The organism is Paenacidovorax caeni (genome assembly GCF_001298675.1).
In the GTDB taxonomy this organism is placed as follows: Bacteria; Pseudomonadota; Gammaproteobacteria; order Burkholderiales; family Burkholderiaceae_C; genus Paenacidovorax; species Paenacidovorax caeni.
The window spans coordinates 1-13,546 of sequence record NZ_CYIG01000013.1 but is presented as its reverse complement, the minus strand read 5'-3'; the positions used below and the strand labels follow the sequence as shown (position 1 = coordinate 13,546).

At 62.3% G+C, this 13,546-nt stretch carries 10 protein-coding genes, 4 tRNA genes and 1 pseudogene; 11 read left to right on the top strand and 4 right to left on the bottom strand.

Annotated features, from left to right (window positions below; translation table 11 throughout):
* Positions 1–10: 10 nt before the first annotated feature.
* The 5 genes from atpA to BN2503_RS07655 all read left to right on the top strand — a co-directional run bounded on the left by atpA (position 11) and on the right by BN2503_RS07655 (position 5,081).
* Positions 11–1,570, top strand: a complete 1,560-nt coding sequence (gene atpA, locus BN2503_RS07675; protein ID WP_054256067.1) for a F0F1 ATP synthase subunit alpha — start codon at positions 11–13, stop codon at positions 1,568–1,570.
* Between the two features lie 18 nt (positions 1,571–1,588).
* Positions 1,589–2,455 (top strand): F0F1 ATP synthase subunit gamma, encoded by an 867-nt coding sequence (gene atpG, locus BN2503_RS07670; RefSeq protein WP_054256066.1) that lies wholly within the window; start codon positions 1,589–1,591, stop codon positions 2,453–2,455.
* 41 nt (positions 2,456–2,496) lie between these two features.
* Positions 2,497–3,906, top strand: a complete 1,410-nt coding sequence (gene atpD, locus BN2503_RS07665; protein ID WP_054256065.1) for a F0F1 ATP synthase subunit beta — start codon at positions 2,497–2,499, stop codon at positions 3,904–3,906.
* 72 nt (positions 3,907–3,978) lie between these two features.
* Positions 3,979–4,395 (top strand): F0F1 ATP synthase subunit epsilon, encoded by a 417-nt coding sequence (locus BN2503_RS07660; RefSeq protein WP_054256064.1) that lies wholly within the window; start codon positions 3,979–3,981, stop codon positions 4,393–4,395.
* A 155-nt stretch (positions 4,396–4,550) separates the two neighbouring features.
* Positions 4,551–5,081, top strand: a complete 531-nt coding sequence (locus BN2503_RS07655; RefSeq protein WP_054256063.1) for a DUF2946 family protein — start codon at positions 4,551–4,553, stop codon at positions 5,079–5,081.
* A 54-nt stretch (positions 5,082–5,135) separates the two neighbouring features.
* Here the strand turns inward: BN2503_RS07655 and BN2503_RS07650 are convergent.
* The 4 genes and pseudogenes from BN2503_RS07650 to BN2503_RS07635 all read right to left on the bottom strand — a co-directional run.
* A pseudogene (locus BN2503_RS07650) lies at positions 5,136–5,651 on the bottom strand (c-type cytochrome); the annotation flags it as partial.
* An 84-nt stretch (positions 5,652–5,735) separates the two neighbouring features.
* Positions 5,736–7,148 carry an efflux transporter outer membrane subunit gene (locus BN2503_RS07645; RefSeq protein WP_082366526.1) on the bottom strand — a complete coding sequence of 471 codons (1,413 nt, stop codon included), beginning with the start codon at positions 7,146–7,148 and terminating at the stop codon, positions 5,736–5,738.
* The gene (locus BN2503_RS07640) at positions 7,141–10,296 is read right to left on the bottom strand and encodes an efflux RND transporter permease subunit (protein WP_054256060.1); all 3,156 of its coding nucleotides are present in this window, start codon (positions 10,294–10,296) and stop codon (positions 7,141–7,143) included. The genes BN2503_RS07645 and BN2503_RS07640 overlap by 8 nt, the downstream gene beginning before the upstream one ends.
* A gap of 15 nt (positions 10,297–10,311) precedes the next feature.
* A complete protein-coding gene (locus BN2503_RS07635) occupies positions 10,312–11,538 on the bottom strand; it encodes an efflux RND transporter periplasmic adaptor subunit (RefSeq protein ID WP_054256131.1) in 1,227 nt (408 codons plus the stop codon).
* Positions 11,539–11,741: 203 nt separating this feature from the next.
* Here BN2503_RS07635 and BN2503_RS07630 point away from each other — a divergent pair, with 203 nt between their 5' ends.
* The 6 genes from BN2503_RS07630 to BN2503_RS07605 form a co-directional block, all read left to right on the top strand.
* The gene (locus tag BN2503_RS07630; RefSeq protein WP_054256059.1) at positions 11,742–12,374 is read left to right on the top strand and encodes a TetR family transcriptional regulator; all 633 of its coding nucleotides are present in this window, start codon (positions 11,742–11,744) and stop codon (positions 12,372–12,374) included.
* 56 nt (positions 12,375–12,430) lie between these two features.
* Positions 12,431–12,506: transfer RNA gene (locus BN2503_RS07625), tRNA-Arg, on the top strand.
* Between the two features lie 68 nt (positions 12,507–12,574).
* A tRNA-Tyr gene (locus BN2503_RS07620) sits at positions 12,575–12,660 on the top strand.
* Positions 12,661–12,711: 51 nt separating this feature from the next.
* A tRNA-Gly gene (locus BN2503_RS07615) sits at positions 12,712–12,785 on the top strand.
* A gap of 46 nt (positions 12,786–12,831) precedes the next feature.
* Positions 12,832–12,906, top strand: a tRNA-Thr gene (locus tag BN2503_RS07610).
* 76 nt (positions 12,907–12,982) lie between these two features.
* A partial coding sequence (locus BN2503_RS07605) for a GTP-binding protein (protein ID WP_148639738.1) occupies positions 12,983–13,546 on the top strand: 564 nt, incomplete at its 3' end.

Sequence of the window (13,546 nt, the reverse complement as noted above, 5' to 3'; positions counted from 1 at the left end):
GGAAAGAGTCATGCAACTCAATCCCGCAGAAATTTCTGAACTCATCAAGAGCCGCATCGAAGGGCTGGCAGCCAGCAGCGACATCCGTAACCAGGGCACCGTGGTGTCCGTGACGGACGGTATCGTGCGCGTGCATGGCCTGTCGGACGTGATGCAGGGCGAAATGCTCGAATTCCCCGCCGGCAGCGACGGTCAGCCGAGCTTCGGTCTGGCGCTGAACCTGGAGCGCGACTCCGTGGGTGCGGTGATTTTGGGCGAGTACGAGCACATCTCCGAAGGCGACACCGTGAAGTGCACGGGCCGTATTCTGGAAGTGCCCGTGGGCCCCGAACTGGTGGGCCGCGTGGTGAACGCCCTGGGTCAGCCGATCGACGGCAAGGGCCCGATCAACGCCAAGATGACGGACGTGATCGAGAAGGTCGCTCCTGGCGTGATCGCGCGCCAGTCCGTGGACCAGCCGCTGGCCACTGGCTTGAAGTCGATCGACTCCATGGTGCCGATCGGCCGCGGTCAGCGCGAACTGATCATCGGTGACCGCCAGACCGGCAAGACCGCCGTGGCCATCGACGCCATCATCAACCAGAAGGGCCAGGGCGTGACGTGTATCTACGTCGCCATCGGCCAGAAGGCGTCGTCGATCAAGAACGTGGTGCGTGCCCTGGAGCAGGCAGGTGCCATGGACTACACCATCGTCGTCGCCGCTTCGGCATCGGAATCTGCCGCAATGCAGTATGTGTCGGCTTACTCCGGCTGCACGATGGGCGAATACTTCCGTGACCGTGGCCAGGACGCACTGATTGTTTATGACGATCTGTCCAAGCAGGCTGTGGCCTACCGTCAGGTTTCGCTGCTGCTGCGCCGTCCCCCGGGCCGCGAAGCCTACCCTGGCGACGTGTTCTATCTCCACAGCCGTCTGCTGGAGCGTGCTGCCCGTGTGAACGCTGATTACGTGGAAGCCTTCACCAAGGGTGAAGTCAAGGGCAAGACCGGCTCGCTGACCGCACTGCCCGTGATCGAAACGCAGGCCGGCGACGTGTCCGCATTCGTGCCGACCAACGTGATCTCGATCACTGACGGCCAGATCTTCCTGGAAACCAGCCTGTTCAATGCCGGTATCCGCCCCGCTATCAACGCCGGTATCTCGGTGTCCCGCGTTGGTGGTGCAGCACAGACCAAGCTGATCAAGGGCCTGTCCGGCGGTATCCGTACCGACTTGGCGCAGTACCGTGAGCTGGCTGCGTTCGCGCAGTTCGCTTCCGATCTGGACGATGCGACGCGCAAGCAGCTGGACCGTGGTGCCCGCGTGACCGAACTGCTCAAGCAGCCGCAGTACAGCCCGCTGCCCATCAGCCTGATGGGGGCCACGCTGTTCGCCGTGAACAAGGGCTTCCTGGACGATGTGGACGTGAAGAAGGTGCTTGCCTTCGAATCCGGCCTGCACCAGTTCCTGAAGACCAGCCATGCCGGTCTGCTGGAGCGCCTGGAAAGCAACCGCGCCTTCGACAAGGAAGGCAAGGACGAGGCCGAGCTGACGCAAGCCATCACGGCGTTCAAGAAGACGTTCGCTTAAACCGGACGAGGAGCCCTCATGGCAGCAGGCAAGGAAATACGCGGCAAGATCAAATCGGTGGAAAACACCAAGAAGATCACCAAGGCCATGGAAATGGTGGCCGCGTCCAAAATGCGCAAAGCGCAAGACCGCATGCGCGCTGCTCGTCCCTTTGCCGAGAAGGTGCGCAACATTGCCGCCCATCTCGGTGAAGCCAACCCCGAGTACGTGCATCCCTTCATGAAGACGAACGACGCCAAGGTGGCGGGCGTCATCGTGGTGACGACCGACAAGGGGCTGTGCGGTGGCATGAACACCAACGTGCTGCGCGCGGTGACAACCAAGCTGCGCGAACTGCAGTCCCAGGGCGTCGAAACGCAGGCCGTTGCCATTGGCAACAAGGGCCTGGGCTTCCTGAACCGGGTTGGCGCGAAGGTGGTGGCCCACGTCACCAACCTGGGCGATACGCCGCATCTGGAAAAGCTCATCGGCCCTGTCAAGGTGCTGCTCGATGCTTACGCTGAAGGCAAGATCAACGCGGTGTACCTGAGCTACACCAAGTTCATCAACACCATGAAGCAGGAGTCGGTGGTGGAGCAACTGCTGCCGCTGTCCTCCGAGCAGATGCAGGCCGACAAGTCTGGCCCGAGCTGGGACTACATCTACGAGCCCGATGCGCAGGCCGTGATCGACGAGTTGCTGGTGCGTTATGTCGAGTCACTGATCTACCAGGCAGTGGCGGAGAACATGGCCTCTGAGCAGTCTGCCCGCATGGTGGCCATGAAGGCTGCCACCGACAATGCTGGCAACGTCATCAACGAGCTCAAGCTGGTCTACAACAAGACGCGCCAGGCCGCGATCACGAAAGAACTTTCGGAGATCGTCGCGGGTGCCGCAGCCGTCTAGGCCGCCTCGCGGTCTCGGTTTAAATTTTTGGAGCAAATCACATGGCTCAAGTGCAAGGCAAGATTGTTCAATGTATCGGCGCCGTGGTGGACGTCGAGTTCCCGCGCGACCAGATGCCCAAGGTGTATGACGCCCTCAAGCTCGAAGGCTCGGCCCTGACGCTGGAAGTGCAGCAGCAGCTCGGCGACGGCGTGGTGCGTACCATCGCCCTGGGGTCGTCTGACGGCTTGAAGCGTGGTCTGATGGTGACCAACACCGCTAACCCCATCACCGTGCCCGTGGGCAAGGCCACCCTGGGCCGCATCATGGACGTGCTGGGCAACCCTATCGATGAACGCGGCCCCGTGGACCAGGCCCTCACGGCTTCCATCCACCGCAAGGCACCCGCTTATGACGAGCTGTCGCCCTCGCAAGAGCTGCTCGAAACCGGCATCAAGGTGATTGACTTGGTCTGCCCGTTCGCCAAGGGCGGTAAGGTGGGTCTGTTCGGTGGCGCCGGTGTGGGCAAGACCGTGAACATGATGGAACTCATCAACAACATCGCCAAGGCGCACTCGGGTCTGTCCGTGTTCGCTGGCGTGGGTGAGCGTACCCGTGAAGGGAATGACTTTTATCACGAAATGGCCGATTCCGGCGTGGTGAACCTGGAGAACCTGGGCGAGTCCAAGGTGTCCATGGTCTACGGTCAGATGAACGAGCCCCCGGGCAACCGTCTGCGCGTGGCCCTGACCGGCCTGACCATCGCCGAGTCGTTCCGCGACGAAGGCCGTGACGTGCTGTTCTTCGTGGACAACATCTACCGTTACACGCTGGCCGGTACCGAAGTGTCCGCTCTGCTGGGCCGTATGCCTTCCGCCGTGGGCTACCAGCCGACGCTGGCCGAGGAAATGGGCCGTCTGCAAGAGCGTATTACCTCCACCAAGGTGGGCTCGATCACCTCCATCCAGGCCGTGTACGTGCCAGCGGACGACTTGACCGACCCCTCGCCAGCCACGACGTTCGCCCACTTGGACTCCACCGTGGTGCTGTCGCGTGACATCGCTGCACTGGGTATCTACCCCGCCGTGGACCCGCTGGACTCCACCAGCCGCCAGCTCGACCCGCAAGTCGTTGGCGAAGAGCACTACAAGGTGGCACGCGACGTGCAAGGCACGCTGCAGCGCTACAAGGAACTGCGCGACATCATCGCCATTCTGGGTATGGACGAACTGGCACCTGAGGACAAGCTCGTGGTGGCCCGCGCCCGTAAGATCCAGCGTTTCCTGTCGCAGCCGTTCCACGTGGCCGAAGTGTTTACGGGTTCGCCTGGCAAGTACGTGCCGCTGTCGGAAACCATCCGTGGCTTCAAGATGATCGTCAACGGCGAGTGCGACCACCTGCCCGAGCAGGCCTTCTACATGGTCGGCACCATCGACGAAGCCTTCGAAAAGGCCAAGAAGCTGGCGTCCTGATGCAGCAGGCCGCCGGGTTGGTTCCTGGCGGCTGGCATCGAACCCAGTCCCCGCTTTTTCTGAGGAGCAACGATGAATACCCTCCACGTCGATGTGGTCAGCGCGGAAGAGTCCATCTTCTCCGGCCAGGCGCGCTTTGTCGCCCTGCCGGGTGAAGCTGGCGAGTTGGGCATTTTGCCCAAGCACACGCCCCTGATCACGCGCATCAAGCCCGGCTCGGTGCGCATCGAGATGGCCGACGGCAGCGAAGAATTCGTCTTTGTGGCCGGTGGCATTCTGGAAGTGCAGCCTGACTGCGTGACCGTGCTGTCCGACACCGCCATCCGCGGCAAGGATCTGGACGACCAGAAAGCCCGTGAAGCCAAGGCCGCAGCCGAGGAAGCACTCAAGAACGCCAAGAGCGAAATCGATCTGGCGCGTGCCCAGTCCGAGCTTGCGATCATGGCCGCCCAGATTGCTGCCCTGCGCAAATTCCGCCAGAAGCGCTGAAACGGCTGTTGCGCCGCGCAGGTGCACCGTCGTCAGAAAAGGAACCCAGCCTAGGCTGGGTTTTTTTATGCCAAATCAGCTTCTGAGCCAATGTGGGCAAGCGCTAGCAGCTATCAAATGAGAAGCGTAATGCAGCCTTGTGCACAATAGCATCCATGGATGACATCGTGAAACAAGCGCTGGCCAAGTGGCCGAATGTGCCAGATTGCTATGGCTGGCTCGGACTGGATGCGCGCGGGCATTGGTACTTGCGCGATACAGCGACCCAAGCCAGCGGCCCATTTGCCCAGGCCAAAGGCCAGAAGCTGGCGCATGAGAAACTGATCGCTTTCATTGGACGCAACTACGCAGTCGATGGACGCGGCTGCTGGTTCTTTCAGAACGGCCCGCAGCGCGTGTATGTCGAGCTGGAGGCGACCCCCTTTATCTACCGCATCGGTTGCGACGGCGCGGTGCGTACCCAGACTGGCCAAGAGGTGGTGTCAGAGCGCTGTTTGCTGGATGAAGAAGGGCGGGTCTACCTGGTTTCACCACTGGGGGTCGGCTTGGTGCACTCCCTGGACGTACCTGTCTTCGCGCAGGCGCTGGAGCAAGGGCGCTGGCCAGACCCCATTGATGTGAATGCAGCAGATTTACCGGGCCATTACGGCTTTGTGCTAAGTCCCGAGGCGTTACAGCGAATGTAAAAAAGCCGGCGCTTGGCCGGCTTGGGAGCTCTTCGCGCGTGGCAGCGATTATTTCGCAGCCGCATCACCCGCGGCGGGAGGGGCTGGCTCCGTGAAGTTGCCTCCTGCGGCGTTCGCCATATAGGCTACGCCCCGGGCAATTTCGGTGTCGTTGAAGTCACCACCACCCTGAGGGGCCATGGCGCCCTTGCCCTTGAGCGCCGAGTGCACCAGCGCGTCGAATCCGGTGGCGATGCGCGGTGCCCAGGCAGCGGCGTCGCCAAACTTCGGGGCACCGGCTGCGCCAGTTGCGTGGCATGCGGCGCACTGGCCCTTGAATACTTCTTCGCCCGTGCGCAGGGGCCGGTTGGCGTTGCGGATTTCTACCATGCCGACTTTTTGCAGGCGCTCTGCTTTGGCCTTTTCTGCATTTGCACCGCTCGGCGCGGGCTTGTCACCGGAGACGACGAACGTCACCAAGGCGATGATGACGAAGATAGGTACCACGAAAGAGAAGAAACCTGCCAGCAGGACTTGTTGTGGCGACTTGATGGGGCCTGTGTGCGCACCTTCTTGCTGTGGGTTTGTCATGGTTTACTCTGGTGATCGGGGGCGTTTTGTAACAACCTTAAATTATATCTTTGCCTCACGCAGCCCCGCTGGGGCCGCGTGGGATCACGACGCGTCTTTACCGCTGGGCGAGACCTCGCGCCAGCCGCCCCCCAGGGCTTTGTAGAGTTGCACTTGGTTCTGCAGCTGTGCCAGCCGGACCTGAACCACGGCTTGTTCCAGGGCGAACAGAGAACGCTGCGCATCAAGCAGATCGAGGTAGCTGGCGACGCCATTCTGGTAGCGCAGGTCCGACAGGCGCAACCGCTCTGCCTCGGCCGCGGCCTGGGCTTGCTGGGCGCGCGATTGCTCGGCCAGCAGGCTTTGACTGGCCAAGGCATCGGACACTTCACGGAAGGCGCTCTGGATCGCTTTTTCGTACTGGGCGACCGCGATCGCGCGGCCCGCCTTCGCAGCATCCAGTGCAGCTTGGTTGCGTCCGGCATTGAACACGGGAAGCAATGCCGACACCGTCGGCGTGAACGCCCAGCTTCCGCTCTTGAACAGATCCGATAGCTCAGTACTGGCCGTGCCTGCTTGCGCGGTGAGTGTGATGCTGGGGAAGAAGGCCGCGCGCGCTGCGCCGATGCTGGCATTGGCCGCGATCAACTGTTGCTCGGCCTGCCGGATGTCTGGCCGCTGGGTCAGCAAGTCCGACGGCAAGCCCGCAGGCAAGTCGGCCATGGCGGGCACGGAGGCCAGGCGGCTGCCAGCGAGGCTGGCACGAATGTCGTCGGGCAACGGCTGCCCCAGCAACAGAGCCAGGGCGTTTTCGTCCAGTGCGCGCTGCCGCTGCTGCTGCGCCAGCGTGGCACGCGCAGCTTCGGCCAACGACTCGGCCTGGCGGTAGTCGAGGTCCGAGGCCAGACCGACTTCGCGGCGCATCTTGGCCAGCGCCAGGGAGTCCTCGCGTGTCGCCAGCGTGCGCCGCGAGATGTCGAGCAGTTCTTCGTCTGCCTGCAGCGTGAGCCAGCCATTTGCCACCCCGGCGACGAGGCTGACCTGCACGGCCTTGCGCCCCTCTTCGCTGGCGAGGTACTGCGCAAGGGCCTGCTCCTTGAGACTGCCCAGGCGGCCGAAAAAGTCCAGCTCCCAAGCCGACAGGACCCCTCCAACGCTGTAGGTATTGGTGAGCGAGCCTGTGCTGGCACTGGGCGCCCGGGAAGCCGTGGCGCCCACGCCCACCGATGGCCACTGCGCAGCCCGCTGAATCTGGAACTGCGCGCGCGCCTGCTCAATGGCCAGTGCGGCCACGCGCAGGTCGCGGTTGTTGGCCAAGGCGGTTTCAATCAGCCGCTGCAGGCGCGGGTCGGTGAAGTAGTCCTGCCAATCCGCGCTGGCGGCAGCGGCGCTGGCCGTGCCACCCTGGGCGTAGGACGCCGGCACCGGGGCTTCCGGGCGTTCGTACGTCGGAATAAAGGAGCAGCCACCCAGCAGGAGAACTGCCAAGGCGATCGGGGAAATGACGGTTTTATTCATGGGCGGAAATCCCCACTTCTTCGGCATGACGCCGGTTCAGTTCCTGCTGGCGTTTGCTGCCCCTGAAGAGCGAGCGCACGACGACGAAGAACACAGGCACGAAAGCAACGGCCAGCACCGTCCCCGTGAACACGCCACCCAGCACCCCAGTGCCGATCGCGCGCTGGCTTGCCGAGCCGGCGCCGGAGGCAAGCACCAGCGGGAGCACGCCCAGGCCGAAGGCCAGCGAGGTCATGATGATGGGCCGGAACCGCAAATGCGCCGCTTCGAGCGCCGAGGCGATGACGCTCTTGCCTTGCGCTTGCAGATCTTTGGCGAACTCAATGATCAGAATGGCGTTCTTCGCGGAGAGACCAATCACGGTGATCAGCCCCACCTGGAAGTACACGTCGTTCGAATAGCCACGCAGCAGCGTTGCCAGCAGCACCCCGAGCACGCCCAGGGGCACGACCAGGATCACGGCGAGCGGAATCGACCAGCTCTCGTAGAGCGCTGCCAGGCACAGGAATACGGCGAGCACGGCGAAACCATACAGAATCAGTGCTTGCGCGCCGGCGAGCTTTTCCTCACGCGACTGCCCGGACCACTCGAAACCAAAACCGGCAGGGAGCTGGGACGCCAGCTTTTCCATTTCCGCCATGGCGGCGCCGGTGCTGTAGCCGGGAGCGGGGGCGCCAGCAATGCGCATTGCCGGATAGCCGTTGTAGCGCACGGTCTGCTGCGCGCCCTTGATCCAGCGGACGCTGGCGAACGAGGACAGCGGTACGAGCTGGCCTTGGCTGTTGCGCACGTTGATCTGCAGCAGATCCCCCTCTTGCATGCGTGCGGGGGCGTCGGCCTGTACCACGACGCGTTGCAGGCGTCCCTGGTTCGGGAAGTCGTTCACGTAGCTCGAACCCAATGCCGTGGAGAGCGCCGAATTGATGGAGTCGAAAGGCACGCCCAAGGCATTGGCTTTGTCACGGTCGACGTCGATCTGCAGCTGCGGCGCGTCCTCCAGTCCATCCGGGCGGACTTGGGCGAGGATCTTGCTCTGGGAGGCCATGCCAAGGAGCTGGTTGCGCGCGTTAACCAAGGCCTCGTGTCCGGCACCGCTGCGGTCCTGCAGGCGGAAGGTGAAGCCCGAAGCCGCGCCCAGTTCCGGAATGGGAGGCGGGCTCAACGCGAAGATGAAGGCATCCCGCACCCCCATCAAGGCACCCATGGCGCGGCCCGCCACCGCTTCGGCCGATTGCCCGGGGCCTTTGCGGTCGGCCCAGTCCTTGAGTGTCACGAATGCCAGGGCGGCATTCTGGCCTTGGCCAGAAAAACTGAAGCCCAGCACGCCCACCATGCTCTTAACTTCCGGCTGCTTGAGGATGAAGCCTTCGACTTGCTGCATTACGGCGAGCGTGCGCTCCTGAGTGGCGCCGGGTGGCAGCTGCACGTTGACGATGATGTAGCCTTGGTCTTCATTGGGCAGGAACGAAGTCGGCAGGCGCGTGTACACCACAGCCACCGCGCCCACGATGGCAGCGTAGATCACGAGGTAGCGCATGGCTTTTTGCAGGATGCGGCTGACCATGCCCTCGTAGGTTTTTGCGGTACGGCTGAAGCCTCGGTTGAACCAGCCGAAAAACCCTTTCTTCTCATGGTGGTGCCCTGCCTCTACGGGCTTCAGCAGGGTTGCGCACAGCGCCGGTGTGAGTGATAGCGCCATGAACGCCGAGAAGCCGATGGAGGCCACCATCACCGTCGAAAACTGGCGGTAAATGTTGCCGGTGGAGCCGGCGAAGAAGGCCAGTGGAACGAATACGGAGATCAGCACCACGGTCACGCCGACGATGGCACCGGAGATCTGGCGCATGGCCTTGCGTGTGGCTTCCAGCGGAGGGAGGCCTTCCTCGCTCATGATCCGTTCCACGTTTTCGACCACCACAATGGCATCGTCCACGACGATGCCGATTACCAGCACCATGCCAAACATGGTCAGCACGTTGATCGAGAAACCGAGTGCCAGCAGAACAGCAAAGGTTCCGAGCAGCGCAATCGGCACGACGATGGTGGGAATGACCGTGTAGCGCCAGTTCTGCAGGAAGAGGAACATCACGAGGAACACCAAAACCACGGCTTCCAGCAGGGTGTGCACCACTTGTGTGATGGAGATGTCAACGAAGTTGGAGCTGTCGTAGGGGATGGACCATTCCACGCCCTTGGGGAAATAGCGCTCCAGCTCTTTCATCTTGGCGCGCACATCCTTCGCGGCTTGCAAAGCGTTGCCGGTAGGGGAGAGCTGGACGCCAATACCCACGGCAGGTTCGCCATTCAGGCGGGCCGATGTGGCATAGGCCTGGCCACCCAGTTCGATGCGCGCCACGTCTTTCAGACGGACGGTGGAGCCATCGGGGTTGGCTCGCAGCACGATGTCACCAAACTGCTCCACGGAGGTGAGTTGGCCATTGACCACCACGGTGGCGGAGATGCCTTGCCCCGCCACGTTGGGCAGATCGCCAATGGTGCCGCTGGCGACCTGCGCGTTCTGAGCGCGGATGGCGGCCGTGACATCTGCTGGCGTGAGCTGGTAACCCGTCAGCCGTGTGGGCTCAATCCAGATGCGCATGGCACGTTCGGCGCCGAACAGCTGTGCTTGCCCGATGCCCGGCAAGCGCTGGAGCTCGGGCACGACGTTGCGCGCACCGTAGTCGCCCAGTGCGACGGTATCAAACGCCGGGTCCTTCGAGGACAACATGGCAAACAGCAGAAAGTTCGAGCGTGACTTGTCTACGCGGACCCCTTGCTGCGTAACCACCGACGGCAGGCGCGGTGTGGCCCGCGAGAGCCGGTTCTGCACATCCACCTGCGCCAAGTCGGCGTTGGTGCCGGGCTGGAAGCTCAAGGTGATGCTGCCGGAGCCGTCGGCCTGGGCGACCGATTCCATGTAAATGAGCCCGGGCGAGCCATTCATCTCGCGCTCAATGACGGACAGCACGCTGTCTTCCAGCGTCTGGGCCGAAGCACCCGGGTAGGCGGCGCTGACGACGATGGTTGGCGGGGCGACTGGAGGGTACTGTGCGATTGGCAGCTGTTTGATGGACACAACGCCGAGCACGATGACGAACAATGCAATCACCCATGCAAAGATGGGGCGGTCAATAAAGAACTTGGCCATGGAGTGGGCCTCTGCTTATTGGGCTGCAGCCGACGCGGCTGCGGCGGGGGATGCTGCAGTGGCTGGTGCGGCAGCGCCCGGTGGCTGCCAAGGCACGGCTTGTACCGGGGTACCTGGTGGCAGCATCATCAGCTTCTGGAAACCATCAACCATCACCTGCTCGCCAGCCTGCAGCCCTTCCTGGACGAGCCAGCGGTTGTTTTGGGCCATGGTGACCTTCACCTTGCGTGGCGTGACTTTGCCGTCGTCGCCGACCACGTTGACGCTGTCGCCTTGCTGCGTGCGTGTCACGGCCTGCTGTGGCAAGGTGATGGCATTCGACGCCTGAGCTTGCTCAACGCGTACACGCACATACAAGCCAGGCAGCAATTCGCCCTTCGGGTTGGGGACCTCGGCGCGCAGCGTCACCTGGCCCGTGCTCGGATCCACGGACAGGTCGGTGAACAGCAGCTTGCCAGGCAGCGGGTATTCGCTGCCGTCGGCGAGCATCACACGCACGCTGGCAGCCTGGGCGCCTGCGGCACGCTTGAGCTGTCCCGATTCCATGGCGCGCCGCAGGTTCAAAACGTCGGTGGAGGACTGGGTGAAATTCACGTATACCGGGTTGATCTGCTGCACCAGCGCCAACTGGGTAGCTTCGCCCTGTCCTACCAAAGCACCCTCCGTCACCATCGCGCGACCAATGCGCCCGCTGATCGGGGACGTTACTGTGGTGTAGCTGAGATTGATCTCCGCTTGCCGCACGGCCGCCTTGCCTGCCGCTACGTCGGCCAAGGCGGCTTTCTGCGACGCTTCGGCGTTGACAAAATCTTGTTTGCTGACGGCATTCGCCGCTACCAGAGGGCGCAGGCGTTCGAGCTGGGCTGAGGCCTGGGTCCAATTGGCCTCGGCACGTGCCAGGGTAGCGCGAGCACTTTCCAGCGCTGCGGCATAAGGGGCGCCATCTATCTTGAACAGCAGCTGGCCCGCTTTGACTTCGCTGCCCTCGCGAAAGAGGCGCTCTTGCAGGATGCCTGCGCTTCTTGCGCGGATTTGCGCTGTCCGCACGGCCTCGACGCGGCCGGGCAGTTCCGTCACCAATCCCACATCACCTGGCGTGGCTTTGACGACGCCAACCTGAACGGGGGGCATCTTAGGCGCACTCCCACCCGTGGGGGCGGCGCTCTTGTCACCACACGCCCCCAGGGCGATGGTGCACGCCAGCGCAAGAAGGGTGTGCCTCAGATGGTGGGCTTGCGTCATGTCTTTGTCTGAAGGGGTGCGCGTGCGGTGCATAGAGGGTCCTTCTATAAGGCGGGGTGTCGACAGGTGGGCCAAGATGCGGCCTTCGCCTGACGAGAAATGGTGCCGCAAAAAAGTCTGGCATTATACATACATTCATGAATGTATAATACGAGGGTGCTCGGGGTTTGTGGTGTGTTCTAAGTGTGGCAAGGGGGTGATTGATGGTGCGTAGAACCAAGGAGGATGCGGTGGCTACGCGCAATAGCCTACTGGATGCCGCGGAGCGTGTCTTTTATGACAAGGGGGTTTCCCGTGCGTCGCTTGGTGATATTGCGCAGGCGGCTGGTGCGACCAGGGGGGCGATCTACTGGCACTTCAAGGACAAGGCGGACTTGTTCAACGCCATGATGGATCGTGTCACGCTGCCGTTGGAGTTCGCTTGTGGGTTTCGCGGCGCGGGTGCGGAGGAGGAGGCGTCGCTGTGGCGCTTGCGGGGGGCGATGCGTGCGGCCCTGCACGCGGTGGCGACGGATGAGTGGGTTCGTCGTGTGTTTGAGATCGCGATGTATAAAGTTGAGTATGTGCAGGAGTTGGATGCGGTGCGTGATCGCCATGTGATGGCTTGTGAGGGGTTTCGCGCGAAGCTTCGTGAGGATGTTGTTTCGGCTGTCAAGGCGCAAGGCTTGGTTTTGCCTATGTCTGCGGATGTTGCTGCGATGGGGCTCTGGGCGCTTTTTGATGGGCTGTTGCAGGGCTGGATGCTCAATCGTGGCGGGTTCAATCTGCTGGAGGTGGGGCGGGCTACGGTGGATGCCTACCTCAAGGGGCTGGGCTTTGAGTTGGGTGCGGACTGATCCTTGGGCGCCTTGGTCCATGCGATAATCGATCGGTTTACTCCATATTGGGGTTTGCGGCTGTAGCTCAGTGGATAGAGTATTGGCCTCCGAAGCCAAGGGTCGTGGGTTCGATCCCCGCCAGCCGCGCCACATGTGGTTCCTGCTAGAGGCTGCAAGCTTGTGCAGGGTAAAAAACCTGCTATACTCAGAGTTTCTCCGGAGGGATGCCCGAGTGGCTAAAGGGGGCAGACTGTAAATCTGTTGGCTTACGCCTACGCTGGTTCGAATCCAGCTCCCTCCACCAGAAATGGTGTGGAGAAGTTCTCAGGGTTTTCTTGAGGTGAGCACAATCTGTGCGGGAGTAGTTCAATGGTAGAACCCCAGCCTTCCAAGCTGATGACGCGGGTTCGATTCCCGTCTCCCGCTCCAGGTTTGCTTGAGTAAATTTTCCAGTCTGCATATGTGGGTTGGGTATGCCCTTGTGGCTCAGTGGTAGAGCACTCCCTTGGTAAGGGAGAGGTCGCGGGTCCGATTCCCGCCAAGGGCACCAGAATTTGGGCGCACTCCATGTTGGAGTGCGCCCATATTGTCGAGTTGGGTTAGTAGTTTTTTTCGGAGTCGAAAAAATGGCAAAAGGTAAGTTCGAGCGGACCAAGCCGCACGTCAACGTTGGCACTATCGGCCACGTGGACCATGGCAAGACCACCCTGACGGCGGCAATCGCCACCGTGCTGTCCGCTAAGTTCGGCGGCGAAGCCAAGAAGTACGACGAAATCGATGCGGCGCCCGAAGAAAAGGCCCGCGGCATCACCATCAACACCGCCCACGTCGAATACGAAACGGCCAACCGCCACTACGCCCACGTGGACTGCCCCGGCCACGCTGACTACGTGAAGAACATGATCACCGGCGCTGCCCAGATGGACGGCGCTATCCTGGTGTGCTCGGCCGCTGACGGCCCGATGCCCCAGACCCGTGAGCACATCCTGCTGGCCCGCCAAGTGGGCGTGCCCTACATCATCGTGTTCCTGAACAAGTGCGACATGGTGGACGACGAAGAACTGCTGGAACTCGTCGAAATGGAAGTGCGCGAGCTGCTGTCCAAGTACAGCTTCCCTGGCGACGACACCCCCATCATCCGTGGTTCGGCCAAGCTGGCCCTGGAAGGCGACAAGGGCCCCCTGGGCGAG

Bases quoted from the DNA above. Each gene is read 5' to 3' on its own strand.
- atpA (WP_054256067.1), top strand. From the start codon at position 11: ATGCAACTCAATCCCGCAGAAATTTCTGAACTCATCAAGAGCCGCATC.
- atpG (WP_054256066.1), top strand. From the start codon at position 1,589: ATGGCAGCAGGCAAGGAAATACGCGGCAAGATCAAATCGGTGGAAAAC.
- atpD (WP_054256065.1), top strand. From the start codon at position 2,497: ATGGCTCAAGTGCAAGGCAAGATTGTTCAATGTATCGGCGCCGTGGTG.
- BN2503_RS07660 (WP_054256064.1), top strand. From the start codon at position 3,979: ATGAATACCCTCCACGTCGATGTGGTCAGCGCGGAAGAGTCCATCTTC.
- BN2503_RS07655 (WP_054256063.1), top strand. From the start codon at position 4,551: ATGGATGACATCGTGAAACAAGCGCTGGCCAAGTGGCCGAATGTGCCA.
- BN2503_RS07645 (WP_082366526.1), bottom strand. From the start codon at position 7,148: ATGAATAAAACCGTCATTTCCCCGATCGCCTTGGCAGTTCTCCTGCTG.
- BN2503_RS07640 (WP_054256060.1), bottom strand. From the start codon at position 10,296: ATGGCCAAGTTCTTTATTGACCGCCCCATCTTTGCATGGGTGATTGCA.
- BN2503_RS07635 (WP_054256131.1), bottom strand. From the start codon at position 11,538: ATGACGCAAGCCCACCATCTGAGGCACACCCTTCTTGCGCTGGCGTGC.
- BN2503_RS07630 (WP_054256059.1), top strand. From the start codon at position 11,742: ATGGTGCGTAGAACCAAGGAGGATGCGGTGGCTACGCGCAATAGCCTA.